The organism is Micromonospora sp. NPDC003816 (genome assembly GCF_042874705.1).
GTDB lineage: Bacteria > Actinomycetota > Actinomycetes > Mycobacteriales > Micromonosporaceae > Micromonospora.
The window spans coordinates 1-23,516 of sequence record NZ_JBIANP010000011.1 but is presented as its reverse complement, the minus strand read 5'-3'; the positions used below and the strand labels follow the sequence as shown (position 1 = coordinate 23,516).

At 72.7% G+C, this 23,516-nt stretch carries 24 protein-coding genes; 20 read left to right on the top strand and 4 right to left on the bottom strand.

The features are described from left to right. Positions 1–167 precede the first annotated feature (167 nt). The 7 genes from folP to ACFYTT_RS25960 all read left to right on the top strand — a co-directional run bounded on the left by folP (position 168) and on the right by ACFYTT_RS25960 (position 4,846). On the top strand, positions 168–1,064 hold the full coding sequence (gene folP, locus ACFYTT_RS25990) for a dihydropteroate synthase (protein ID WP_387262987.1): 897 nt from the start codon (positions 168–170) through the stop codon (positions 1,062–1,064). Next, positions 1,061–1,426, top strand: coding sequence for a dihydroneopterin aldolase (gene folB / locus ACFYTT_RS25985; protein WP_131054226.1), 366 nt, complete (start codon positions 1,061–1,063; stop codon positions 1,424–1,426). Before folP ends, folB begins: the two co-directional genes overlap by 4 nt. After that, a complete protein-coding gene (folK, locus tag ACFYTT_RS25980) occupies positions 1,423–1,950 on the top strand; it encodes a 2-amino-4-hydroxy-6-hydroxymethyldihydropteridine diphosphokinase (protein WP_131054225.1) in 528 nt (175 codons plus the stop codon). Before folB ends, folK begins: the two co-directional genes overlap by 4 nt. A 133-nt stretch (positions 1,951–2,083) precedes the next feature. Next, the gene (locus ACFYTT_RS25975; RefSeq protein WP_387263155.1) at positions 2,084–2,569 is read left to right on the top strand and encodes a DUF3180 domain-containing protein; all 486 of its coding nucleotides are present in this window, start codon (positions 2,084–2,086) and stop codon (positions 2,567–2,569) included. A gap of 110 nt (positions 2,570–2,679) precedes the next feature. Then, complete coding sequence (locus tag ACFYTT_RS25970) at positions 2,680–3,891, top strand: ABC transporter permease (RefSeq protein WP_357210157.1); 1,212 nt, start codon at positions 2,680–2,682, stop codon at positions 3,889–3,891. Between the two features lie 63 nt (positions 3,892–3,954). Continuing rightward, entirely contained in the window at positions 3,955–4,260 is a 306-nt protein-coding gene (locus tag ACFYTT_RS25965; protein ID WP_131054222.1) for a hypothetical protein, read from the top strand. Positions 4,261–4,354: 94 nt separating this feature from the next. Then, on the top strand, positions 4,355–4,846 hold the full coding sequence (locus ACFYTT_RS25960; protein WP_131054221.1) for a hypothetical protein: 492 nt from the start codon (positions 4,355–4,357) through the stop codon (positions 4,844–4,846). Between the two features lie 73 nt (positions 4,847–4,919). On the opposite strand, the gene ACFYTT_RS25955 is transcribed toward ACFYTT_RS25960, so the two are convergent. Further along, positions 4,920–5,915 (bottom strand): ABC transporter ATP-binding protein, encoded by a 996-nt coding sequence (locus ACFYTT_RS25955; RefSeq protein WP_131054220.1) that lies wholly within the window; start codon positions 5,913–5,915, stop codon positions 4,920–4,922. A gap of 2 nt (positions 5,916–5,917) precedes the next feature. Here ACFYTT_RS25955 and ACFYTT_RS25950 point away from each other — a divergent pair, with 2 nt between their 5' ends. From ACFYTT_RS25950 to ACFYTT_RS25935, 4 genes are all read left to right on the top strand, one after another. Continuing rightward, complete coding sequence (locus ACFYTT_RS25950) at positions 5,918–6,604, top strand: ABC transporter permease (protein ID WP_131054219.1); 687 nt, start codon at positions 5,918–5,920, stop codon at positions 6,602–6,604. 43 nt (positions 6,605–6,647) lie between these two features. Next, entirely contained in the window at positions 6,648–7,370 is a 723-nt protein-coding gene (locus ACFYTT_RS25945; protein WP_131054218.1) for an ABC transporter permease, read from the top strand. 200 nt (positions 7,371–7,570) lie between these two features. Then, positions 7,571–8,569 carry a glycine betaine ABC transporter substrate-binding protein gene (locus tag ACFYTT_RS25940; RefSeq protein WP_131054217.1) on the top strand — a complete coding sequence of 333 codons (999 nt, stop codon included), beginning with the start codon at positions 7,571–7,573 and terminating at the stop codon, positions 8,567–8,569. A gap of 154 nt (positions 8,570–8,723) precedes the next feature. Continuing rightward, on the top strand, positions 8,724–10,391 hold the full coding sequence (locus tag ACFYTT_RS25935) for a hypothetical protein (RefSeq protein ID WP_387262978.1): 1,668 nt from the start codon (positions 8,724–8,726) through the stop codon (positions 10,389–10,391). 12 nt (positions 10,392–10,403) lie between these two features. Here the strand turns inward: ACFYTT_RS25935 and ACFYTT_RS25930 are convergent, their stop codons facing one another. Both ACFYTT_RS25930 and ACFYTT_RS25925 read right to left on the bottom strand, forming a co-directional pair. Then, entirely contained in the window at positions 10,404–11,585 is a 1,182-nt protein-coding gene (locus tag ACFYTT_RS25930) for an NADH-quinone oxidoreductase subunit D (RefSeq protein ID WP_387262975.1), read from the bottom strand. A gap of 13 nt (positions 11,586–11,598) precedes the next feature. Beyond that, positions 11,599–12,591, bottom strand: a complete 993-nt coding sequence (locus tag ACFYTT_RS25925) for an SAM-dependent methyltransferase (protein ID WP_387263152.1) — start codon at positions 12,589–12,591, stop codon at positions 11,599–11,601. A 537-nt stretch (positions 12,592–13,128) separates the two neighbouring features. Between ACFYTT_RS25925 and ACFYTT_RS25920 the strand changes: the two genes are divergently transcribed. From ACFYTT_RS25920 to ACFYTT_RS25890, 7 genes are all read left to right on the top strand, one after another. Then, on the top strand, positions 13,129–14,091 hold the full coding sequence (locus ACFYTT_RS25920; protein ID WP_176095416.1) for a Rossmann-like and DUF2520 domain-containing protein: 963 nt from the start codon (positions 13,129–13,131) through the stop codon (positions 14,089–14,091). Between the two features lie 47 nt (positions 14,092–14,138). Beyond that, complete coding sequence (panC, locus tag ACFYTT_RS25915) at positions 14,139–14,987, top strand: pantoate--beta-alanine ligase (RefSeq protein WP_176096043.1); 849 nt, start codon at positions 14,139–14,141, stop codon at positions 14,985–14,987. A gap of 27 nt (positions 14,988–15,014) precedes the next feature. Continuing rightward, a complete protein-coding gene (panD, locus tag ACFYTT_RS25910; RefSeq protein ID WP_131053714.1) occupies positions 15,015–15,434 on the top strand; it encodes an aspartate 1-decarboxylase in 420 nt (139 codons plus the stop codon). Positions 15,435–15,581: 147 nt separating this feature from the next. After that, positions 15,582–16,478 (top strand): septum formation family protein, encoded by an 897-nt coding sequence (locus ACFYTT_RS25905; protein ID WP_387262973.1) that lies wholly within the window; start codon positions 15,582–15,584, stop codon positions 16,476–16,478. A gap of 61 nt (positions 16,479–16,539) precedes the next feature. Further along, a complete protein-coding gene (locus ACFYTT_RS25900) occupies positions 16,540–18,231 on the top strand; it encodes an L-aspartate oxidase (RefSeq protein WP_387262970.1) in 1,692 nt (563 codons plus the stop codon). Continuing rightward, positions 18,231–19,124 (top strand): carboxylating nicotinate-nucleotide diphosphorylase, encoded by an 894-nt coding sequence (gene nadC / locus ACFYTT_RS25895; protein ID WP_387262967.1) that lies wholly within the window; start codon positions 18,231–18,233, stop codon positions 19,122–19,124. The genes ACFYTT_RS25900 and nadC overlap by 1 nt, the downstream gene beginning before the upstream one ends. A gap of 19 nt (positions 19,125–19,143) precedes the next feature. Continuing rightward, positions 19,144–19,902, top strand: a complete 759-nt coding sequence (locus ACFYTT_RS25890) for a type III pantothenate kinase (RefSeq protein WP_176095412.1) — start codon at positions 19,144–19,146, stop codon at positions 19,900–19,902. A gap of 299 nt (positions 19,903–20,201) precedes the next feature. Here ACFYTT_RS25890 and ACFYTT_RS25885 read toward each other — a convergent pair whose 3' ends face one another. Further along, positions 20,202–20,942 (bottom strand): class I SAM-dependent methyltransferase, encoded by a 741-nt coding sequence (locus tag ACFYTT_RS25885; protein WP_387262964.1) that lies wholly within the window; start codon positions 20,940–20,942, stop codon positions 20,202–20,204. A gap of 90 nt (positions 20,943–21,032) precedes the next feature. On the opposite strand from ACFYTT_RS25885, the gene lysS reads away from it, so the two are divergent. Both lysS and ACFYTT_RS25875 read left to right on the top strand, forming a co-directional pair. After that, the gene (lysS, locus tag ACFYTT_RS25880; RefSeq protein ID WP_131053720.1) at positions 21,033–22,541 is read left to right on the top strand and encodes a lysine--tRNA ligase; all 1,509 of its coding nucleotides are present in this window, start codon (positions 21,033–21,035) and stop codon (positions 22,539–22,541) included. Between the two features lie 118 nt (positions 22,542–22,659). Beyond that, on the top strand, positions 22,660–23,010 hold the full coding sequence (locus tag ACFYTT_RS25875) for an Lsr2 family protein (RefSeq protein ID WP_162854363.1): 351 nt from the start codon (positions 22,660–22,662) through the stop codon (positions 23,008–23,010). Positions 23,011–23,516 lie beyond the last annotated feature (506 nt).

Below are 23,516 nucleotides of genomic sequence, written 5' to 3'. Positions count from 1 at the left end.
ATGCTGGGCAATTCCACAGCGTACGGGCCGCCCCCCTTTGCGACAAGCCGCGAAGAGTCTGCCCGAAGCTACCCGGACGACCGATCGTACACGCGTTCTAATCGCCTTGTCAGTGCCCGGATCGCGGGCCTGCTCAGGGCGGTGGAACGGACCGGTACCGTCTAGTCGTGACCGATCTGGTACGGGCCTCGGCCCCGGTGGTGATGGGCGTTCTGAACGTCACGCCCGACTCGTTCTCCGACGGCGGACGCTACGCCGACGTCGCCGCGGCCGTCGCACACGGCGTCCGGCTGCGTGCCGACGGAGCGGCGTTGGTGGATGTCGGTGGAGAGTCGACACGGCCCGGCGCCGACCGGGTGGACGCCGAGACGGAGAGCGCCCGGGTGCTGCCGGTGGTCCGGGAGCTGACCGCGGCCGGCGTACCGGTCAGCATCGACACCACCCGGGCCCGGGTCGCCGAGGCGGCACTGGCCGCCGGGGCGGTGGTGGTCAACGACGTCTCCGGCGGCCTGGCCGATCCGGACATGGCCCGCGTGGTCCGGGACGCCGACTGCCCCTGGGTGCTGATGCACTGGCGCGGTCACTCCCGACGGATGAGCGAACTGGCCAGTTACCGGGACGTGGTCGCCGAGGTCCGCGCCGAACTGGGCGAGCGGGTGGCGGCGGCGCTCGCCGTCGGGGTGTCCGAGAACCGACTGATCATCGACCCGGGCCTGGGCTTCGCCAAGACGGCGGCGCACAACTGGCAGCTCAGCACCCGGCTGCCGGAACTGCTCGACCTCGGCTGTCCGCTGTTGTTCGCCGCGAGCCGCAAGTCCTACCTCGGCCAGTTGCTGGCCGGACCGGATGGCACCCCGCGACCCACCGGCGGTCGGGAGGCGGCCACCGTCGCCACCAGCCTGCTCGCGATCGCCGCCGGTGCCTGGGGGGTACGCGTGCACGACGTCCGCGCCACCGTGGACGCGCTCGCGGTCTGGCAGGCCACCGGCGCTCCCCGGCTCGGCGGCACGCCGGAGAGTCGACCGTCCGTCGGGGCGGGCAGCGACCGGCAGGTCCGGCGATGACCGACCGGATCGCGCTGACCGGCCTGCGGGCCCACGGCCGGCACGGCGTGTACGACTTCGAGCGCGCCCGGGGGCAGGAGTTCGTCGTCGACGTCGTCCTGGAGCTGGACCTCGGCCCCGCCGCGCGCTCCGACGACGTCGCCGACACGGTGCACTACGGCGAGCTGGCCGACGGCCTCGTCGCGGTGATCACCGGCGAGCCGGTCGACCTGATCGAGTCGCTGGCCGACCGCCTGATCGAGGTCTGCCTGACCGATCCACGGGTGTCCGCCGCGACGGTGACCGTGCACAAACCCGAGGCGCCGATCCCGCACGCCTTCGGCGACGTGGCCGTGACGATGCGCCGGACGCGTACCCGATGACGCGGGCGGTGCTCTCCCTGGGCAGCAACCTGGGTGACCGCCTCGACCACCTGCGTACCGCCGTGGCCACGCTCGGCGAGAGCGTGCTGATGGTCTCCGGGGTGTACGAGACGCCGCCCTGGGGCGACACCGCGCAGCCGGCGTACCTGAACGCGGTGGCGCTGGTCGGTGACCCGGCCGCCGGGCCGGACGACTGGCTGGCGCGGGCCCGGAGCGCCGAGCGGGCCGCCGGGCGGGTCCGTGACCCGCAACGGCGGTTCGGTCCCCGCACGCTCGACGTCGACGTGATCGCGGTCTGGGGCGACGACGGTGAGCCGGTGCTCCGCGACGACCCCGAGCTGACGCTGCCGCATCCCCGGGCCCATCTGCGCGCCTTCGTGCTGCGGCCGTGGATCGACATCCAGCCCTACGGCCGGTTGCCCGGACACGGCTGGCTGACCGATCTGCTCACCGCCGGGCCACTCGACGCCGAGGTCGCGGAACTGAGCCCACGGCCGGATCTGACGTTAGAGTCGACGCCATGAGAGAGCGCAGCGGAGTCGACACGGGCGAGTACGGCGGGTCGGCCGTCAGGCGCGGCGCCGCAGCCCTGGTCGGCGCGCGGCGTGACGGCGGGCCGGCATGACGCGGTCCACGCCCCCCGACGACGAGTCGCGGATGGGTCCCACCCGGATCTCGACCCTGGTGGTCGCCGCCCTGGCCGCGGCTGCGGCCACCTGGCTGCTGATCAGCAGCTTCTACTACAGCGGGTTGCCGCCGCTGCCCTGGCTGCCGGTGGTGACCCTGGCCGGGCTCGCCGTGCTGGAGGCGTACGCGGCGGTCAACACCCGTGGTCGCATCGACCGCCGACCCGGCCGTGACCCGGTCAACCCGTTGCTGGTCGCCCGCTTCGTGGTGCTGGCCAAGGCGTCCGCCCTGGTCGGGGCGATCTTCGCCGGGGCGTACGCCGGGCTGGTGGGTTGGTTGCTGGTGCAGAGCACCCAGGCTGCGGGATCGGATCGGCCGGCGGCGATCGCCGGGCTGGTGGCCTCGGTCGCGCTGGTGGCCGCCGCGCTCTGGCTGGAGCGGTCCTGCCGGGTCCCGGAGCGGCCGGAGGACGAGCAGGAGCCCGACGACTGGGAGAGTCGCCCTCCTCGACGGTGAACGCGGGGTTACGCCCGGCTCCGCCACGCGGGTACGGTGCCAGCGACCAGAAGTGACGGTCACCGCCGGTGCGTCGATGGGTTCCCGGCGGCTGCTGGGAGGCAACGATCATGGCGTACGACGACCCGGGCCGGAGTCAACTCCCGGAACCGACCTCCGCCGCCCCCGTCGCGGTGACGGAGCCCGGTCCCGACGATCCGCAGTGCGAGACCGGCCCGGACCGCTTCGGTGTGCACATCGTCTGGGAGACGCTCCTGCTGTTCGGCTTCGGTGCGCTGGTCTACCTGGTCTGGCGGGAGGACCCGGCGATCCTGCGGGGCGGTGGGCTGCGCGTACTCATCGTCGAGGTGGTGGCCCTCGGCCTGTTGGCGCTGGCCGCCGGGCTGAGCCTGCGGACGGCCGCGGTGAACCTGGCGATCGGGCCGGTGGCGGTCGCGGCCGGGCTGCACTTCGCCGAGCAGTCGGACCGGGGCCTGGTCGAGGCCGTCGGGCTGGCCTGTGGCGTGGCCGCCCTCGGTGGACTGCTGCTGGGACTGCTCGTGGTGGTGCTGCACGTGCCCGGCTGGGCGGCCAGCCTGGCGGGTGCGGCCGGTGTGATCGTCTACATCGAGCAGCGCTCCGCACCGGTGCTGGTGCAGGGGGACTTCGACCCGCGTGGCGTCGCCGGCCAGCTCTTCGTCGGCTTCGCCGCGATCGCGGTGTTCGGCGCGTTGTTCGGAGCGCTGGGACCGGTCCGCCGGCTGGTCGGCCGGTTCCGCCCGGTCGCCGACCCGGCCCGGCGGCGGGGGACGGCCGCCGCCGTCGTCACCACCCTGGGGTACGTCTTCTCCACCGTCCTGGCGATGCTCGCGGGTGCGCTCGTCGCCTCCGCCGAGGGGGCGGTGACCCCGGCGACCGGGCTGGACTGGACGGTGCTGGCGGTGGGCGCGGCCGTGCTCGCCGGCACCAGCGCCTTCGGGCTGCGCGGCGGGGTGTTCGGCACGCTGCTGACGGCCGGTGCGATCGGCCTGTTCCTCGCGTACGCCCAGACCCGTGGCTGGACGGTCAGCCGGTGGGCGGTCGGCGGAGTGGTGTTGGCCGTCGGTCTGGTGGTCACCCGGCTGGTCGAGGCGTACGGGCGGCCCGCGCCGCTGTTCACGGCCGCACCGCCGCCCCCGCCGCCGGACGCCACCAACGGCGGCGGCTGGACGTTGCCACGACCGGAGCCGGTCGGTGACTGGCCGCCCATGCCTCCGGCGCAGTCGCCGACGAGCACGACCGACCCGTGGGGGCCCCGCCGCTGGGAGACCGGCCCGCGCCCCTGGGACGCCGAGGACCGGTGACGGACCGTCGGTCCCGCGCGCCGTCGACGCGCCGAATGTGATCTCGGCGGTTAGGCTCGGTTCATGACCGACACATCATCGATCTCCGGCGGCCGGTCGTTCGAGGAGTTGGACGCCCTCTCCACCGAGGAGCTGCGCGAGCAGGCGTTCGCGCTCGCCCGGGAGAACCGGGACGTGAAGTTCTTCTGGTCGGTGCTGCGCCGCCTGCCGAACGCGGACGAGGCCGCCGCCCTGGACGGCGCGCCGAACTCGGTGGGGCCGACGATCGACGAGGCCGCCGCGCTGTGGCGGGAGATGACCGGTCACGGCTACGAGGAGTCCGCTCCGCTGCTGCGTGCCGCCTTCATCGACTACCTGATGAAGCACTGACCGGCCGGGTCGGTACCCATCGCCGAACGGGGCGTACCCCCATAAAACGCGCCTCGCGTTTGCCCGTGTCGATGTGCTGGGAACTAGCGGGGCCATGGCTCTCACCAATCGATACAAGTCCGCACCGGGCGCCGGCACGCTCGCCGCGCTCATCATGGTCCTGGTCTTCGGCAGCCCCTGGTACGCCGACTGGGCACGGGACAACACCGACCCGGACAGCGCCGGCGGCTGGTTCCTGAGACTTCTCGCCTGGCCGGCCTGGCGGTTCGACTCCTCCGACTCGATCCAGGAGATCTTCGCCGCCGACCTGAAGGCGATTCTCGTGGTCGTGATGACCTTCGTCTTCCTCTACCTCCTGCCGGGCTCGCAGCTCGCCCGGGCCCGGGGCACGCTCAGCCAGTTCTTCGCCGGCTGGGCGGCATTCGTCTTCGCGGGCGCCTTCGCGGCCCTGCTCACCGCGCTGATCCGCACCAACCCGTCGCTGCTCGGCGCCTTCCAGGCCGCCGGCGACGGTGCCGAGTACGGGTTGTTCACCGGCTGGATCATCGGCATCGCCACCCTCGGTGGCTACCGGGGACGCCGCTGACCTGCTCGACGACCGCGACCGGGCCTGCCGCATCGGCGGGCCCGGTTTCGCGTCGACCGAGGTGCGGCGTGGCTCAGCCGGTCGGTTCGGCCAGGGTGAGGACGCGTTCCCGGCTGAGCAACCCGACCGGGCGACCGTCCTCGGTGACGAGGGCCCGACCCTGCGTCGAGGTGAGCAGCACCGCCAACGCGTCGTACGCCGAACCGCCCAGCGGCACCGAGGGCAGTTCCGCCGTGCCGTCGGCGGGCAGCGGTTCGAGCACCTCCCGGGTCAGCGGGGTCACCGCCAACCGCCGGATGCCCCGGTCGGCGCCGACGAACTCGCGGACGAACGGGGTGGCGGGGCTGCCGAGCAGGGCCGCCGGGGTGTCGTACTGCTCCAGGTGGCCGCCCTCGGAGAGCACCGCGATGCGGTCGCCGAGCCGTACCGCCTCGTCCAGGTCGTGGGTGACCAGGACGATGGTCTTGCGGACCTCGGCCTGGAGCCGCAGGAACTCCTCCTGCAACCGGGTTCGCACGATCGGGTCCACGGCGGAGAACGGCTCGTCCATCAGCAGCACCACCGGGTCGGCCGCGAGTGCCCGGGCCACGCCGACCCGCTGCCGTTGACCGCCGGAGAGTTCGTGCGGGTAGCGCCGGCCGAACTGCGCCGGATCGAGGCCGACCAGCTCCAGCAGTTCGTCGACGCGGCGCCGGGCCCGGTCCCGGGGCCAGCCGAGCAGGCGGGGCACGGTGGCCACGTTGGCGGCCACCGTCTGGTGCGGGAACAGGCCGACGTTCTGGATGACGTACCCGATCTGTCGCCGCAGTTTCACCGGGTCGACCCGGGTCACGTCGGACTCGCCGAGCACGATCCGGCCGGCGGTCGGCTCGATCAGGCGGTTGACCATCCGCAACACGGTCGACTTGCCGCACCCGGAGGGCCCGATCAGCACGACCAGCTCACCCGCGTCGATGTGCAGGCTGAGGTCGCGGACGGCCTCGGTACCGTCCGGATACCGCTTGCCGATACCGTCGAGAGTGATCGACGCCGCGCGCCGACCGTCGTCGGTGGCCGGGGTAACGTCCACGTATGTCCTTCCGCCTGAGCTACCGGGCCGACCCGGGTAACCCGTGGTTCTCCTGGCAGTACGTGCGGGACAACTCTGACACGGTGCTGGCCGCCCTGCGGGACCACACCACGCTGACCCTACGGGCGGTGCTGATCGCGGCGCTGATCGCCGTCCCGCTGGCCGTCGTGGCGTACTGGTTCCGGCCGTTGACCGGTCCGATTCTCGCACTCACCGGGGTGCTCTACACCGTCCCGTCCCTGGCGCTGTTCGCGTTCATCGCGCCGTACCTGGGCATCGGGGTGACGACGGTGCTCAGCGTGGTGGTGCTCTACGCGCTGCTGGTGATCGTCCGGAACGCCGTTGCCGGGCTCAACCAGGTGCCGGTCGAGGTACGCGAGGCGGCCGAGGGCATGGGTTACGGCCGCTGGGGCCGACTGCTGCGGGTGGAACTGCCGCTGGCCCTCCCCGGCATCCTCACCGGCCTGCGGCTGGCCACGGTCTCCACCGTCGCGCTGGTCACCGTCGGTGTGGTGATCGGGCGCGGCGGCCTCGGGCAGATCATCTTCGCGGGTTTCCAGAACAACTTCTACAAGGCCCAGATCATGACCGGGACGCTGCTCTGCGTGCTGCTGGCGCTGGTGCTCGACCTGTTCCTGGTCGGCGTCGGCCGGCTGCTCACCCCGTGGCTGCGCGGGCGGGTCGGATGAGCGCGGACGCGGCGGGCGGCCGGCGGACCGGCGGGAGGACGCCATGAATCCCGTGGAGCAGGCGGTGGTCTGGCTCAACGACCCGTTGAACTGGACCAACCCGGGCGGGGCACTGGACCGGCTCGGCGAGCACGTCAGCATGTCGGCCACGGCCGTGCTGCTGGGCTGCCTGGTGGCCTGGCCGCTCGGGCTGTGGCTGGGACACACCGGCCGGGGCGGCGGCGTGGTGGTGCTGGTCTCCAACGTCACCCTGGCGGTGCCCACGCTGGCGCTGTTGACCATCCTGCCGTTGACCTTCCTCGGCTTCGGCCGCCCGGCCGTGGTGGTCGCCCTGGCGGTGTTCGCGGTGCCGCCGCTGCTGGCCAACGCGTACACCGGGGTGCGGCAGGTCGACCCGCAGATCCGGGAGGCGGCCCGGGGGATGGGGATGACCGGCAGGCAGGTGCTGCGTCGGGTCGAGTTGCCGCTCGCGGTGCCCTATCTGGCTGCCGGGTTCCGGACCGCCGCCGTTCAGGTGGTCGCCACGGCGGCCCTGGCGACCTTCGTCAACGGTGGTGGCCTGGGGGAGATCATCCGATTCGGCTTCGGGCTGAGCATCGCGGTCGGCGGGGGACAGATCCTCGCCGGTGGCCTGCTGGTGGCCGCGCTCGCGGTCAGCGTCGAACTGATCTTCGCCGGGGTCGAGCGGATGGTCACGCCCCGCCCGCTGCGTCGCGTCCGGCGTCGGGCCGCACGACGCGCGGCGGACGCGGTCACCGGCACCTGAGTCGCCCTGGAGTCACCGGTCCGGGTGGCCCGTCGCGCCGCCGTCGTGGACGGATGGTGACGTTCCGGTGACGAAGTTCTCTCCGAGTTGTCGGTGCCCGCCACCAGGATGTTGGGTGGGACTGCGGGCGGCTGATGCGGATCGCCCGTCGGACACGCGGCCGGCCCGAGGGGTCGCGCCGGGACACGGAAGGCGGGCACATGCGCGCAGGTAGAAGACTGTCCATCGCGTTCGTCGGCGCGATCGCCGCCGCGGGCGTGCTGGCCGGATGCGGTGAGGCCGGCTCGTCCGGCACCGAGGCGCCGCAGCAGGGGGCCTCGGGGGAGGGCTGCGCACCGGTGGCCGGCGAGCAGCTCATCGCGCTCGACGACGACAAGTCCCTGCAGAACGCGGACAACATCATTCCGGCGATCAACAGCGAGGTGTCCACGCCGCAGCTCGTCGCGGCGCTGGACAAGGTCTCGTCGGTGCTCGACACCCCCAAGCTGGTGCAGCTCAACAAGGCGGTCGACGTGGACCGCAAGAGCGCCCAGGTGGCCGCGCAGGAGTTCGCCACGGCCAACTCGCTTGCCGACGGGGTCGAGCGGGGACCGGGCGGGCGCCTGACCGTGGGCGCCGGCAACTTCACCGAGAGTGAGATCATTGCCGAGCTCTACAAGATCCAGCTGACGGCGGCCGGCTACCAGGTCACCGTCCAGCAGATCGGCAACCGGGAGCTGTACGAGCCGGCGCTGGAGAAGGGCGAGATCCAGGTCGTCCCCGAGTACGCGGCCACCATGGCCGAGTTCCTCAACGGCAAGGCGGGCGGCGGCCAGCCGGTCTCCTCGCCGGACGTGGAAGCCACCGTGACCGCCCTGCGCGGCCTCGGCGAGAAGGCCGGCCTCACCTTCGGTGCCCCGGCCGCCGCCCAGAGCCAGAACGCGTTCGCGGTGACCCAGGAGTTCGCCGACAAGTACGGCGTGCGGACCCTCTCCGAGCTGGCCGAGAAGTGCTCGGGTACGGCCACCGTGCTGGGCGGCCCGCCGGAGTGCCAGGAGCGCCCGTTCTGCAAGCCCGGCCTGGAGGAGAAGTACGGCCTCACGGTCGGTTCGTTCTCGTCCCTCGACGGTGGTGGCCCGCTGACCAAGACCGGTCTGCGTAACGGCACGATCAGTGTCGGCCTGGTCTTCTCCACCGACGCGGCGTACGCGCAGAACTGACCCGTCGACTCCCGGCGCCCTCGGTCGAATCCGGCCGGGGGCGCCGCGTCGTCGCTGGTCCCCGGCAAGTGCCGCGAAATCGGCGCATCGCCCACCGAAAGGTCTTCGGTCGAGCCGTTCCCACCCACCGCAACTCTCGGTAGGGTCAGGACCCATGCCTGCCCCGGTACCCGTCGACGCGCGCAACAAGAAAATGCTGAAAGCGCTCTTCTGGGGCGGTGTGGCGCTGGCCCCCGTCGCGGCGCTGATCCTGCTGGTCGCCGACGGCAACGGCCCGCTCCGCTTCGCCGCGGTGCTGGCCATCATGGCCGTGGTGTTCATCGGCCTCTCCATCGCCTTGCGGACCGAGGGGGACGGGTCGGCGCGTAGCGAGGAGCTGCGCGCGGACCTCGACGAGCTCCGCCGCGAACTGCGGGGCGAGATCGTGGCCGCCGCCCAGCGCGGCAACCAGGCGCTCACCGAGGCCCAACGGGCCCACGAGGCGTTGGCGGGGCTGCGGCGTCGGCTCGACGCGGGCGCCGCCCAGTTGGCCGGTGCCGCCCAGGTGGCCGGTGCCGAGGAGGCACCCGGCCCGGGTCGGGCCCGGGTCCCGGCGCCCGCTGCGGAGGCACCGCCCCGGTACGCCGAGCGGCCCGCCGGCACGACCGGCACCTACGGTGCGGCCCAGGTCGCGGAGCCCGCTTCCGGGGTGTACGGAGCGGCCGCGACGGCCGAACCCGACGCTGCCGCGCCCGGCGGTTTCGCCGAGGACCGTCCGGCATCGCGAGGCGGTGAGGACCGGTCGTCCGGGTACGGCGCCGACCGTCCGGCGGCGACCGCCGGGGTCTACGGCGCGGCCAACCGCCAGGAGCCGGAGAGCCGCTCGGGTGACCACGCGCACCGCCCGCACGGGGTGGTCCGGCACACCGAGACCGTGCACGTCACCACCCGGCACACCGTCGTGGACGGTGGAGGCGGGGAGTCCGGTGGCCGCTACGGCGGCTACGGGACGTCCTGGCCGGACGAGCGGCAGCGGGGCGGCCACGCCGCCGACCGGGACGACCGGTCGTGGTCCGACGCGGACGAGCGTTCCCGCCGGGGCGAGAGCCGTTCCTGGTCGGCCCCGCCCGGCCGCGAGGAGGAGCGGTCCTGGTCGTCCGGTGCGGCCCGGGCCGACGACCGTCCCCGGTCCGGCCGGGCCCGCGAGGAGGACACCTCCTGGGGGGAACCGCCCCAGGAACGGTCCTGGAGCGGCGCGTACGACGACCGTGCCGGCCACCGCGACGACCGCCCGGCCTACCGGGACGAGTACGCCGGATATCGAGACGACCGACCGACCGGCCGGGACGACCGGGGGTGGGACGGCGGTGCCGCGCGGTGGGAGGCGGCTCCCGAGGCCCCGGCCGAGAACCGGACGGCCCGGCCGGACGACACCGGGGAGTACTGGGCGCAGATGCGCGCCGGTGACCGCTGGGCCGCCGTACGCGACGACGACCAGGGCCGGGAACTGCGGGTCGGTGAGCGGCGCGCCGAGGTGCACGCCGACCAGACCGGCACCGAGTACCGGATGCAGGACCGCTGGGCCAGTGTGCGACAGGACGAGCCACGGCGGGCCCGAGACGAGGCGTGGCGGGAGGGCCGGGGCGAGCCGGAGGGCCAGCCGGCGCTGCCGCCCGGCGGGGTCCCGGTGCCGCAGGAGTGGCGGCCGCCCCGTCAGCGTGCTCCACAGCCCGAACCGGTCCGGGGGCGCCCGGAACCGGAGCCGTACGGGCGGCGGCACCAGGCCGAGGAGCCCGGCTACGACCGGCAGGGCTACGAACCCGACCGGGGTCGCTGGCGCTGACCGGTCGCCGGCCTACTTGTCGATGTCGCCGACCACGAAGAACATCGAGCCGAGAATGGCGATCAGGTCCGGCACCAGGCAGCCCGGCAGCAGCGTGGCGAGTGCCTGCACGTTCGCGTACGACGCGGTGCGCAACTTGAGCCGCCACGGCGTCTTCTCACCCCGCGACACCAGGTAGTAGCCGTTGATGCCGAGCGGGTTCTCCGTCCAGGCATAGGTGTGGCCCTCGGGCGCCTTGAGCACCTTCGGCAGCCGGGTGTTGATCGGCCCGGTGAGCCGGTCCACCCGGTCGAGGCACTGTTCGGCCAGGTCCAACGAGGCGTACACCTGGTCGAGGAGGACCTCGAAGCGGGCGTGGCAGTCGCCGGTGGTGCGGGTGACCACCGGCACGTCGAGCTGGTCGTAGGCGAGGTACGGCTCGTCGCGGCGTAGGTCCAGGTTTAGCCCGGAGGCCCGGGCGACCGGCCCGGAGGCGCCGAACGCGGCGGCGTCGGCGGCGGAGAGCACCCCCACCCCGACGGTCCGGGCCAGGAAGATGTCGTTGCGCCGGATCAGATTGTCCAGGTCGGGCATTCGACGGCGTACCTCGCCGACGGCGGCGCGGGCCCGCCCGGTCCAACCGGACGGCACCTCCTCCTTCAGGCCGCCCACCCGGTTGAACATGTAGTGGATCCGCCCGCCGGAGACCTCCTCCATCACCGTCTGGAGCGTCTCCCGTTCCCGGAAGGCATAGAACATCGGCGTGATCGCGCCGATCTCCAGCGGGTACGAGCCGAGGAACATCAGGTGGTTGAGCACCCGGTTCAGCTCGGCCAGCGCCATCCGCAGCCAGGTGGCCCGCTCCGGCACCTCCATACCCATCAGCCGTTCGACCGCGAGCACCACGCCCAACTCGTTGGCGAAGGCGGAGAGCCAGTCGTGCCGGTTGGCCAGCACGATGATCTGCCGGTAGTCGCGTACCTCGAACAGCTTCTCCGCGCCCCGGTGCATGTAGCCCACGATGGGCTCGGCGGCGATCACCCGTTCGCCGTCGAGGACGAGCTTGAGCCGCAGCACACCGTGGGTGGAGGGGTGCTGCGGCCCGATGTTGAGCACCATGTCCGTGCCGAGCTGCTCCCCACCGGTGCCCGCCACCAGCCCGGCACCGGTGCCGACGGTCAGCTCGCGCAGGTCGCCCGTGGTCATGCCCGCCATCGTGCCATGAACGTCAGGACCACAGTGGCAGCCGGTCCACGGCCAGCCCGACCGGCTGCCAGAGCCACAGATGCCCGCCGAGCCCGGCCGGATCGGTCAGTTCGGCCGCCGCCGTCGCCTCGGCCAGCGCCCGCACGTACCCGGCCGGATCCTGGTAGGCCAGGCTCAACGGTGGTCGCCCGCCGTCGGCCCCGAGCGCCCGAAGCCCCTCCCGCTGAGTCCCCAGGGAGTACGCACACCGCGCGACCCGCTCACCGGCAGAGGCGACCGAGTCCATGGCGACGTGCGCCGTCACGTCACACGACCCGTCCGGCACCGGTGGCACCTGTCGCCCACCCCGGTACCCGGTCAACGACCCCTCGAAGGGCCGGCTCGTACGCAGGTGCCCGTAGTCCACCGCGACGGCCAGCCCACGCTCGACGTGGCCTACCGCAGCGGCCCACGCCTCGTCCCGGCTCCGCCCGATCTCGGCGCGCTCGACGGTGAGGGTGCGGTCCGTGGGGGTTTCCGGGCAGCCCGACCGGCTCCGGGCGGTCAGGCTTGATCCCTGCGCCGGTCGGGCTGCCCGGAAACCCGACCCGGTCGGGCTGTGGGGGCTCAGGGGGTGGGCGTTCGCGTCCGGTGGGAGGTCAAGGGCGAGCTCCGGCGAGCCTTCGGGTGGGTCTGTGGGGTGAGGTTGGTTTTGTGGGGGCCACCAGGTGGTGAGCCAGGTGGCGTCTGCTCGGCTGACCGGGGCACCTGTCGTCTCCTCGCCCGACGTCGGGTCGACGAGGAGGTAGCGCCAGCCGTCCTCGGTGTGGACGGCCAGGTCCAGCGGCACGTTGTCCAGCCATTCGGTGGCCAGCAGCAGCCCGGTGACGCCGTCGGGGATCTCATCCGTCCAGGCGATCTGTTCGGGCAGATCATCGGGTCGCGGCGCCACCTCGACCGCGGTGAACCGCACCCGCTCCACCAGCGAAACCCCCGGACCCCCGCCCCCCGACGTGACGGTCCCACCCTCCCCGATTCCCGCCGCCCCCTCAGACCTCGGCCTGACGGCCGCACCCTCCCCGCGTCCCGCCGTACCCCCAACCCCCGGGGTGAAGCCTCCGGCACGGACGGCGGCCGTGGAAGTCAGGGTTTCCGGGGAGCCCACCCGCGCAGGGATCAAGCCTGACCGCCCGGAGCGGGTGGGCTCCCCGGAAACCCCCACCGCAACAGCCAACGAACAGATCAGCTCACCCCGACCCGCCCCCACATCCACCACGTCGAACCGGTCGGGAAAGCCGAGAGCCGCGTCGAGGTGGTGGATCAACCGCAGCAGCGCCGAGGCGAAGACCGGGGAGGCGTGCACGCTGGTGCGGAAGTGTGCCGCCGGCCCGGCACCGGCGACGAAGAACCCCGAGGGTCCGTAGAGCGCCTGCTGCATGGCGGCCTGCCAAGGCATCGACATCGGGGTACCTCCTCGGCGTCGGTGAACGATTTCACACATCCTTGTTTGAGATCCGTGTCAGCGACGCATACTTGCCCCGACCGGTACCCATCTCGAGGACTGGATCGTGACATGAGCGCACCGCTGCGCCACCATCCGGCCGCCCTTCGGCGGCCTGCGACCGGCCCGTCGGCCCAGGTCGTGAACCGTGCCGTACTCACCGTGGGCGTCATCGGCGCCGGCCGGGTCGGTGCCACGCTGGGCGCCGCGCTCGCCGCCGCCGGGCACCGGGTGGTCGCCGCCACCGGGCGTTCCGGAGCCTCCCAGGCCCGGCTGGCGTTGCTGCTGCCGGCCACCGCCTGCCGTCCCGCCGAGGCGGTCGCCCGGTCCGCCGCCGACCTGCTGCTGATCGCCGTACCCGACGACGCGCTCGCCGGGGTGGTCGCCGCGTTGGCCGCCGACGGCGCGTTGCACCCGGGCCAGGTGGTCGCGCACACCTCCGGCGCGCACGGCCTGTCCGTGCTGGCACCGGCCGTCCGGGTCGGTGCCCGACCGCTGGCGTTGCATCCCGCGATGACGTTCACCGGTACGCCGGACGACCTCGGCCGGCTGCCCGGCATCTCGTACGGGGTGACCGCCCCGGCCGAGCTTCGGCCGTTGGCCGCCCGGCTGGTGACGGATCTGGGCGGGGTGCCCGAGTGGATCGGGGAGGCCGACCGGCCGCTGTACCACGCGGCGCTGGCGCACGGTGCGAACCACCTGGTGACCCTGGTCAACGAGGCGGCCGACCGGCTACGGGACGCCGGGGTGGGTCGACCCGAGAAGGTGCTGGCCCCGCTGCTGCGAGCCGCGCTGGAGAACGCGCTACGGCTGGGCGACGACGCGTTGACCGGCCCGGTGTCCCGGGGTGACGCGGGCACCGTCGAGCGTCACCTGGCCGCGCTCGCCGCCACCGCGCCCGAGGCGGTCGGCGCGTACCTGGCTCTGGCTCGGCGTACCGCCGACCGGGCGGTGGCCGCCGGCCGGCTGCGACCGGTGGACGCCGAGTCGTTGCTCGGCGTGCTCGGCCGGGACCAGACCGGAGTGGCGGCGTGACACCGGGTGACGGGGCGGTCCGGCCGATGCCCAGGGAGGCGGACGAGATGACGGAACTGGTGCACAGCCGGGCCGACCTGGCCCGGGCGCGGTCCGCCCGCACCGGCACGGTGGGGGTGGTGATGACCATGGGGGCGCTGCACCCCGGGCACGAGACGCTGATCCGGGCCGCCCGGGACCGCGTCGACCACGTGATCGTGACGATCTTCGTGAACCCGTTGCAGTTCGGGCCGAACGAGGATTTCGACCGCTATCCGCGTACCCTGGAAACTGATCTTGAGGTGTGCCGGCGGGCTGGGGCCGACCTGGTCTTCGCGCCCTCGGTGGCGGACATGTACCCCGGCGGCCAGCCGGCGGTCCGGGTCAACCCGGGGCCGCTCGGCGAGGACCTGGAGGGGCTCAGCCGACCCGGGTTCTTCCACGGCGTGCTGACCGTGGTGATGAAGCTGCTCCAGCTCACCCGGCCGGATCTGACGTTCTTCGGTGAGAAGGACTACCAGCAGTTGACCCTGGTCCGGCGGATGTGCCGGGACCTGGACGTACCGGTCGAGGTGGTCGGCGTACCGACGGTCCGGGAACCGGACGGGTTGGCGCTGTCCAGCCGCAACCGGTACCTCTCCGCCCCGGAGCGGACGGCGGCGCTGAGCCTGTCGCGGGCGCTGCGCGCCGGTGCCGACGCCGCCGAGGCCGGCGGGGACGCCGGGGCGGTGCTGACCGCCGCGCACGCGGCCTTCGGCGCCGCAGCCGCCGGTGCCCGGCTGGACTACCTGGTGCTCGCCGATCCCGATCTGGCGCCCGGCCCGGTCGAAGGTCCGGCCCGGCTGCTCGTCGCGGCCTGGGTGGGCGAGACCCGGCTGATCGACAACGCTCCGGTCCGGCTCGCCCCGACCTCCTGACCCCGCAGCTCGCGAAAGGCGTTCCCGATGTACCGCACCATGCTCAAGTCGAAGATCCACCGGGCCACCGTCACCCAGGCGGACCTGCACTACGTCGGTTCGGTGACCGTCGACGAGGATCTGCTCGACGCCGCCGACCTGCTACCCGGCGAGCAGGTGGCGATCGTGGACATCACCAACGGCGCCCGGCTGGAGACGTACGTGATCCCGGGGCGGCGGGGCAGCGGCGTGATCGGCATCAACGGCGCCGCCGCCCACCTGGTGCACCCGGGCGACCTGGTGATCCTGATCTCGTACGGGCAGATGGACGACGCCGAGGCGCGGTCGTACCACCCTCGGGTCGTGCACGTCGACGCCGAGAACCGGATCGTCGAGCTGGACGCCGACCCGGCGACCGCCGCGCCCGGCACCGCCGGCGCCCCCATCCCCAACCCGCTCACGGTGTAAGGAAGGGCCCCCTGCTAACGCCTCGTGTATAGGAAGGGTCCCCTCCTTACACACAGGCCCGGGAATCCGGTCTGTCACCGGAAGGTCATTTTTGGTTACCCTGGGGGCGCCGTCGGGAGACGGTCGCTGGCTGGGGGAGGCGGCGTCATGCAGCGTGCGACGAGAAGCCTGGTCGCGGCCTTCGCCGTGGCGGCCCTGCTGGTGGGCTGCAGCGGGTCCGGTGGGCTCGACGGTGACCTGATCGACGACTGGGGGGCTCTGCCGCCACCCGGTCCGTTCACCCCGGCCGCCCAGGTCTGCCACGAGCCCGAGTTCACCCCCACCGTCTCGCTGGCCGCGTACGCGCCGGTGGACTGCGCGCAGCCGCACCGGGTGGAGACGGTGCACGTCGGTGCGTTGCCGGCCGACCGTGCCGCACCGCCCGCCGTGGGCTCCGCCGAACTGCGGACCGCCTTCGCCGAGTGCGACAACCGCGCCAGTGGCTTCGTCGGTGACAACTGGCGGGCCGGCCGGCTTCGGCTGGCCGTGGCGGTGCCCTCCGAGCCGGGCTGGGCCGCCGGTTCGCGGTGGTACCGCTGCGACCTGATGGAGGTGACCACGGCCGAGGCGGCGGCCACGGTGGTGCTGCGTACCGGTTCGCTGCGGGACGCGCTCCGGGCACCGTCGCCGGTGCGGTTGGGTTGCCAGCAGACGCGTACCGACCGGAACAGGATGGTGCAGACCCTGGTCGCGGTGGACTGCGCCACGCGCCACGACGCCGAGTTCGTCGGGGTGTGGCAGTCGCCCGAGCGGGCGTACCCGACGCGCAGGGCCCAGTGGGCGCCGTTCTACGAGGGTTGCCGTGCGGTGATCGCGCGCTACGCGGGCGTACCGAACGACACGGACCTGGTCTTCCGCAGCGACCTGGTGGTCCGGCCGCCGGGGGCCGGCCGGTGGCGGGCCGGGGACCGGGGGGTCCGCTGCTACCTGTGGCTCGGTGACCGCAAGGTGACCGGCTCGCTCAAGGGTGCCGGTCCGGCCGGCCTGCCGGTCCGGACGAAGTAGCAAGAACCACTCGTCCGGCCCCCGCCGTCCGAGCCGAGACGCATTCGGGTTGACTGGTGGCATGGAGCTCCCGACCGTCGGCCTGCCCACGTTGCCGAGCCTGCTGGCCGCCCCGGCGCCCGGCTGGGTGGAGACCACCGACGTGATCGTGGTCGGCTCCGGGGTGGCCGGGCTGACCGCCGCGCTGCACCTGCGCCGGGCCGGACTGCACGTCACGGTGGTCACCAAGGTCAACATCGACGAGGGGTCGACCCGCTGGGCCCAGGGCGGCATCGCGGCGGTCCTCGACCCGGCGGACACCCCGGCGATGCACGCCTCGGACACCGAGATCGCCGGCGTCGGCCTCTGCGACCCGGCGGCGGTGCGGGTACTGGTCGAGGAGGGACCGACCCGACTGCGCGAGCTGATGCGGATCGGTGCCGAGTTCGACCGCCACCCGGACGGCTCGCTGATGCTCACCCGCGAGGGCGGACACCGCGCCGACCGCATCGTGCACGCCGGCGGCGACGCGACCGGCGCCGAGGTCCAACGCGCCCTGCACGAGTCGGTACGCCGCGACCCGTGGATCCGGCTCGTCGAGCACGCACTGGTGCTGGACCTGCTCCGCGCCCCCGGCGACGGCCCGGACGGGCTGGGCCGGGCGTGCGGCATCACCCTGCACGTGCTCGGCGAGGGCAGCGAGGACGGGGTCGGCGCCATCCTCGGACGCGCCGTGGTGCTGGCCACCGGCGGGATGGGGCAGATCTTCGCGGCGACCACCAATCCCGCCGTCTCCACCGGCGACGGCGTGGCGCTCGCGATGCGGGCCGGCGCGGCGGTCACCGACGTGGAGTTCGTGCAGTTCCACCCGACCGCGCTGATCGTGCCGCCGGCCGCCCGGGTACCCGGTGCCGGGCACGCCCAGCAGCCGCTGGTCTCCGAGGCGCTGCGGGGTGAGGGCGCGTCCCTGGTGGACGCCGACGGCAAGCGGTTCATGCTCGGCCAGCACGACCTCGCCGAGCTGGCGCCCCGGGACGTGGTGGCCAAGGGCATCCACCGGGTCCTGCTGGACACCGGCGCGGACCACGTCCACCTCGACGCCCGACATCTCGGCGGCGACTTCCTGGCCCGACGCTTCCCCACCATCGTCGCCTCGTGCCTGGCCATCGGCGTCGACCCGGGAGCCGACCTGATCCCGGTCGCGCCGGCCGCCCACTACGCCTCCGGCGGCGTACGCACCGACCTGCGCGGCCGGACCTCCATCCCCGGCCTGTACGCCTGCGGCGAGGTCGCCTGCACCGGCGTGCACGGCGCCAACCGGCTGGCCAGCAACTCGCTGCTGGAGGGGCTGGTCTTCTCCCGGCGGATCGCCGACGACATCGCGTCCGGCCTGCCCGAGCAGGCCCGCCCGGCGGAGACCGGAGCGTGGCGCGGCGGCACCGGCTGGGTGGCGCCGGCAGCGGCGACCCCGAGGCTGCAACAGGCGATGACCCGGGGCGCCGGTGTGCTCCGCTCCGCCGGCACGCTCGCCGCGACCGCCGCCGAACTGGTCGACCTGGGCGCCGACCGGGGCACCCCGCGTACCGCCGACTGGGAGGCGACCAACCTGCTCACGGTGGCCGCCACGCTGGTCGCCGCCGCGTACGCGCGGCAGGAGACCCGTGGCTGCCACTGGCGGGAGGACCACGGGGCGGCCGACGAGCGATGGCAGGGGCACCTGGTCGGCGCGATAGGCGCGCAGAGCCGGTTGACGACCCGGTGGGAGGAGAGCTGATGGCGGACACGGCACGGATGCTGCACGAGAACGGGCTCGACCCGGCGGAGGTGCGCCGGATCGTGGAGACGGCGCTGGTCGAGGACCTCGGTCCGGGCCTGCTCGACGTCACCAGCGTCGCCACCATCCCGGCCACCCAGACCGACACCGCCGACCTGGTGGCCCGGGCCGACGGGGTGGTCGCCGGGCTGGCCGTCGCCGCCGCCGTGTTCGAGCTGGCCGGCGAGGTGACCGGGACGGGACGTACCGTCGAGGTGTCGCTGGTGGCCCGCGATGGCGAGCGGGTGGCGCGGGGCGACGTGCTCGCCACGGTCACCGGCCCCACCCGGGTGCTGCTCACGGCCGAGCGGACCGCGCTGAACCTGCTCTGCCGGATGTCCGGCGTCGCCACCCACACCCGGGCCTGGGCGGACGCGCTGGCCGGCAGCAAGGCGATGGTCCTGGACACCCGCAAGACCACGCCCGGCCTACGCGCCCTGGAGAAGTACGCGGTCCGCGCCGGTGGCGGCACGAACAAGCGGATGGGCCTGCACGACGTCGCCATGGTCAAGGACAACCACAAGTTCGCCGCCGGTGGTGTCGCCGCCGCCTACCGCCGGGTCCGGGAGGCGTTTCCGGACGTACCGGTGCAGGTGGAGGTGGACACCCTCGACGAGGCGGTGGAGGCGGTGGAGGCCGGCGCGGTCTTCCTGCTCCTGGACAACATGCCTCCGGCGACACTGCGCACGGTGGTGGCGGCGGTGGGCGACCGGGCCGAGTTGGAGGCGACCGGCGGACTCACCCTCGCCGACGCCGCCGAGGTGGGCGCCACCGGCGTCGACTTCCTCTCCGTCGGTGCGCTCACCCACTCCTCGCCGATCCTGGACATCGCCCTGGACCTGCGTACGGACTGAACCCGTCTAGGCTTCGTGCGTGCTGCTCTGCATCGACATCGGGAACACCAACACCGTCCTGGCGACCTTCGACGGTGACAAGCTGGTGCACAACTGGCGGATCAAGACCGACGCCCGATCCACTGCCGACGAGCTGGGCCTGATGTTCCGGGGTCTGCTCGCCGGGGACGCGGTCGAGATCACCGGGGTGGCCGCCTGTTCGACCGTCCCGGCCGCCCTGCGCTCGCTGCGGACCATGCTGACCCGCTACTACGCCGACCTGCCGAGCGTCATCGTCGAGCCGGGTGTCCGCACCGGCGTACAGCTCGCCATCGACAACCCCAAGGAGGTCGGGGCCGACCGGGTGGTGAACACGCTGGCGGCCCACAGCCTCTACGGCGGACCGTCGATCGTGGTCGACTTCGGCACCACCACCAACTTCGACGTGATCAGCGGTCGAGGAGAGTTCCTCGGTGGCGCGTTCGCGCCCGGCATCGAGATCTCCTTCGACGCGCTCGCCGCCCGCGCCGCCCAGTTGCGCAAGGTCGAGGCGACCAGACCCCGGTCGGTGATCGGCAAGAACACCGTCGAGTGCCTCCAGGCCGGGCTGTACTTCGGCTTCGCCGGCCAGGTGGACCGGATCGTCGAGCGGATGGCCGCCGAGCTGGGCGAGCTCAAGGCGGTCATCGCCACCGGTGGACTGGCGTCGCTGGTGCTCAACGAGTGCCGGACGATCACTCATCACGAGCCGATGATCACGTTGATCGGGTTGCGCATGGTGTATGAGCGGAACGTCTGACGCTTTTTGTTCTTGGTTGTTGCGGTGGGCGGGGTTGCGGTGGGCCTGGTTGCGGTGGGGTTTCCGGGCCGCCCGACCGGCTCCGGGCGGTCAGGCTTGATCCCTGCGCCGGTCGGGCGGCCCGGAAACCCTCGGGGGGCCTGCGTCGTCCGTTCCGGTGAGGTGGTCGGTGGGGTGGGGACGGTGCGTGCGGCGGTTGGGGTGGGGCGGGTCTGCGGGTCGGGGACAGATGGAGGTCGCGGGCATCGACCCGCCTGGTGCTGCGTGGAGCGGTTTGGCGGTGATTTCGTGGTGGTGGGTCAGGGTTTGTGGGTGCGGGCGGTGAGGGTGCGGTAGGGAAGGGTCATAGGGCCTCGGGTGGTCAGGGCGGGGTGGGTGTCGAGGAGGTGGCGGACCTGGCGGTCGACCTCGGCCTGGCGGGCAGGGGTGGCGGTCAGGTAGTGGGAGCGGGTCCGGACCAGGCCCCGTAGGTCGTCGCGGGTCAGCGTGGTGGTGTGGGGGAACTCGGCCCACTCGGGTGGGCCGAAGGCGTCGCCGAAGTCGATGACGGTCTGGCGCAGGCGGTCGACGGTGTCCCCGATCTCGGCGATCCGGCTCAGCTCGGTCACCCAGTCGACGCGCTCGTCCCGGAGGTTCCAGATCGGGGCGAAGACGCCGCCGGGGCGCAGCACCCGGGCGATCTCGGCGTGCGCCGTCTCCCGGTCGAACCAGTGGTACGCCTGACCGGCGAGGACGGCGTCGGCGTACCCGTCGGGTAGCGGCATGGACTCCGCGGCACCGGCCTCCGCGCGTACCCCCGGGGTGGTGGCGACCAGGTGGGCGCGCATCTCGGGGTCGGGTTCCACGGCGATCACCTCGTGTCCCAGGGCGAGCAGGCCACGGGTGAGGATGCCGGTGCCGGCCGCCAGGTCGACCACCCGGGCGGGCCGGGCCAGTCCGTCCAGCGCCCAGCGCAGTGCCGCCTCCGGGTAGCGGGGCCGGTAGCGGTCGTAGTCGGCCGCCGCCGGACCGAACGAGCGGGCCTCGGTGGGATGCGTCATGACCGGCAGGCTATCCGCCGACGGCCGCCGGAGGGCTTGAGTACGCTCGGGCCTGACCTCGCCCGAAATCTCCCACTGAGGAAGCGTGCCGTGACCCAGCAGAGCCCCGTGCCAGTCGACCCCGCCGACGACCTTCCCGAGCAGATGAAGGTCCGCCGGGAGAAGCGGGACCGGATGCTCGCCGACGGCGTCGAGCCGTACCCGGTCAGCTTCCTGCGGACCAGCACCCTGGCCCAGGTGCGGGAACGCTACGCCGACCTGCCGACGGACACCGCGACGGGCGACCAGGTGTCGGTGACCGGCCGGGTGATCTTCGTACGGAACACCGGCAAGCTCTGTTTCGCCACCCTGCGCGACGGCGACGGCACCGAGCTCCAGGCGATGCTCTCGCTGGACCGGGTCGGCCCCGAGCGGCTGGAGGACTGGAAGCGGCTGGTCGACCTCGGTGACCTCGTCGGGGTCACCGGCGAGGTGATCAGCAGCCGCCGGGGCGAGTTGTCGGTGCTGGCGCAGGAGTGGGTGACCACCGCGAAGGCGCTGCGCCCGCTGCCGGTGGCGCACAAGCCGCTGAGCGAGGAGGCCCGGGTCCGGCAGCGCTACGTCGACCTGATCGTGCGCCCGCAGGCCCGCCAGATGGTACGCACGCGGGCAACGGCGGTCCGTAGTCTTCGCGATTCCCTGCACGACACGGGTTTCCTCGAGGTGGAGACCCCGATGTTGCAGTTGCTGCACGGTGGCGCGACGGCCCGTCCTTTCGTGACCCACAGCAATGCACTCGACACCGACCTGTATCTGCGAATCGCACCGGAACTGTTTCTCAAGCGCGCCGTGGTCGGCGGTGTCGAGCGAGTCTTCGAGATCAACCGTAACTTCCGTAATGAGGGCATCGACTCTTCGCACTCGCCGGAGTTCGCGATGCTGGAGGTCTACGAGGCGTACGGCGACTACAACACGATGGCCGAACTGACCCGCAATCTCGTGCAACAGGCGGCGATGGCGGTCGCCGGGTCGACGGTGGTCACTCACGCCGACGGTCAGGAGTTCGACCTCGGCGGTGAGTGGCGTTCGGTGAGCTTGTTCGGCGTGCTTTCCGAGGCACTCGGTGACGAGGTCACGGTCCGCACCGAGCACCGCCGCCTGGTCGAGTACGCGGACAAGGTGGGCCTCACCGTCGACCCCAGGTGGGGGTCGGGCAAGCTGGTCGAGGAACTGTTCGAGGAGTTGGTCGTGCCCGGCCTGGTGGCACCCACCTTCGTGCGGGACTACCCGGAGGAGACCAGCCCGCTGACGCGTGGGCACCGCGAGGAGCCGGGGCTGGCCGAGAAGTGGGACCTGTACGTGCGCGGGGTTGAACTGGCCACCGCGTACTCGGAGCTGGTCGACCCGGTGGTGCAGCGGGAACGGCTGGTCGCGCAGGCGCAGCTGGGTGCCCGTGGCGACGACGAGGCGATGCGGCTCGACGAGGACTTTCTCCGGGCGATGGAGTACGGAATGCCGCCGGCGGGTGGCATGGGAATGGGAATCGACCGGCTCCTGATGGCGCTGACCGGTCTTGGAATTCGGGAAACCATCCTGTTCCCCTTGGTTCGCCCCGAGTAGTCGACACGGAACTTTCCGCCGCGTTACCGGATCCCATTGACGTAACAAGCATCTGACGAGCTATTGTGCTCTGGTAACTGGCAGGTGCACCGAACCCTGCGCGAAAGGAATGTGGGACGTGGCCAAGCAGATCATTCAGAGGCTGGTCGATGACCTGGACGGCGGGGACGCGGACGAGACTGTCAAGTTCGCGCTCGACGGCGTTCAGTACGAGATCGACCTGTCGGGTTCGAACGCCGAGAAATTGCGTGAGGCATTCGCGCCGTACATCGCCGGTGGGTCGAAGGTGGGACGCGGCGGTGTGGTCGTCGGTGGGCGTGCCGCCCGGGGCCGGGGCGGCGCCACGGCGGACCGCGAGCAGAACAAGGCCATCCGCGCCTGGGCCCGCAAGGCCGGCAAGGAGATCTCGGACCGGGGCCGGATCCCCCAGGAGATCGTCGACGAGTACCACTCCAAGGCCGGTCACTGAGACCAGGCCGTCCGCCACGCCGGTTCGGAGCGCCTCTCCGGGCCGGCGCGGTCGTCCGGCCGTACGGGTCGCGCCGCCCGTTGTCCACAGCCGGTGGACGGGTTGTCCACAGCCTGTGGACAACGGGCGAGGGGTGACCGTCCGGTGTCGGGAGGGCTCCGTGCGGTGCTTCCGGCGGCCCCCGGCTCGTGCTCGAATTTCGCTCTGCGCGTACACGCACCATGCCCGGAACACCCGTTGAGCGTGGAGGGTTGTGCAAAACGACGCGTACCGGGCCATCGTCGGAGACACACGAGGTCAGCCGAGTCGGTCCGCGGCGATAGAGTAAAGAGGCGCGGACGCCCGTCCCGGGCGCTTGCGTATCCGGCCCCGCCGAGAGTCTTGACCACCAAGATCGAGTGCGCACGGCACGTGAGGAGCACGAGGGCATGTTCGAGCGGTTCACCGACCGAGCGCGACGGGTTGTCGTCCTGGCCCAAGAAGAGGCCCGGATGCTCAACCACAAC

Bases quoted from the DNA above. Each gene is read 5' to 3' on its own strand.
- folB (WP_131054226.1), top strand. From the start codon at position 1,061: ATGACCGACCGGATCGCGCTGACCGGCCTGCGGGCCCACGGCCGGCAC.
- folK (WP_131054225.1), top strand. From the start codon at position 1,423: ATGACGCGGGCGGTGCTCTCCCTGGGCAGCAACCTGGGTGACCGCCTC.
- ACFYTT_RS25975 (WP_387263155.1), top strand. From the start codon at position 2,084: ATGGGTCCCACCCGGATCTCGACCCTGGTGGTCGCCGCCCTGGCCGCG.
- ACFYTT_RS25970 (WP_357210157.1), top strand. From the start codon at position 2,680: ATGGCGTACGACGACCCGGGCCGGAGTCAACTCCCGGAACCGACCTCC.
- ACFYTT_RS25965 (WP_131054222.1), top strand. From the start codon at position 3,955: ATGACCGACACATCATCGATCTCCGGCGGCCGGTCGTTCGAGGAGTTG.
- ACFYTT_RS25960 (WP_131054221.1), top strand. From the start codon at position 4,355: ATGGCTCTCACCAATCGATACAAGTCCGCACCGGGCGCCGGCACGCTC.
- ACFYTT_RS25950 (WP_131054219.1), top strand. From the start codon at position 5,918: ATGTCCTTCCGCCTGAGCTACCGGGCCGACCCGGGTAACCCGTGGTTC.
- ACFYTT_RS25945 (WP_131054218.1), top strand. From the start codon at position 6,648: ATGAATCCCGTGGAGCAGGCGGTGGTCTGGCTCAACGACCCGTTGAAC.
- ACFYTT_RS25940 (WP_131054217.1), top strand. From the start codon at position 7,571: ATGCGCGCAGGTAGAAGACTGTCCATCGCGTTCGTCGGCGCGATCGCC.
- ACFYTT_RS25935 (WP_387262978.1), top strand. From the start codon at position 8,724: ATGCCTGCCCCGGTACCCGTCGACGCGCGCAACAAGAAAATGCTGAAA.
- ACFYTT_RS25930 (WP_387262975.1), bottom strand. From the start codon at position 11,585: ATGGCGGGCATGACCACGGGCGACCTGCGCGAGCTGACCGTCGGCACC.
- ACFYTT_RS25920 (WP_176095416.1), top strand. From the start codon at position 13,129: ATGAGCGCACCGCTGCGCCACCATCCGGCCGCCCTTCGGCGGCCTGCG.
- panC (WP_176096043.1), top strand. From the start codon at position 14,139: ATGACGGAACTGGTGCACAGCCGGGCCGACCTGGCCCGGGCGCGGTCC.
- panD (WP_131053714.1), top strand. From the start codon at position 15,015: ATGTACCGCACCATGCTCAAGTCGAAGATCCACCGGGCCACCGTCACC.
- ACFYTT_RS25905 (WP_387262973.1), top strand. From the start codon at position 15,582: ATGCAGCGTGCGACGAGAAGCCTGGTCGCGGCCTTCGCCGTGGCGGCC.
- ACFYTT_RS25900 (WP_387262970.1), top strand. From the start codon at position 16,540: ATGGAGCTCCCGACCGTCGGCCTGCCCACGTTGCCGAGCCTGCTGGCC.
- nadC (WP_387262967.1), top strand. From the start codon at position 18,231: ATGGCGGACACGGCACGGATGCTGCACGAGAACGGGCTCGACCCGGCG.
- ACFYTT_RS25885 (WP_387262964.1), bottom strand. From the start codon at position 20,942: ATGACGCATCCCACCGAGGCCCGCTCGTTCGGTCCGGCGGCGGCCGAC.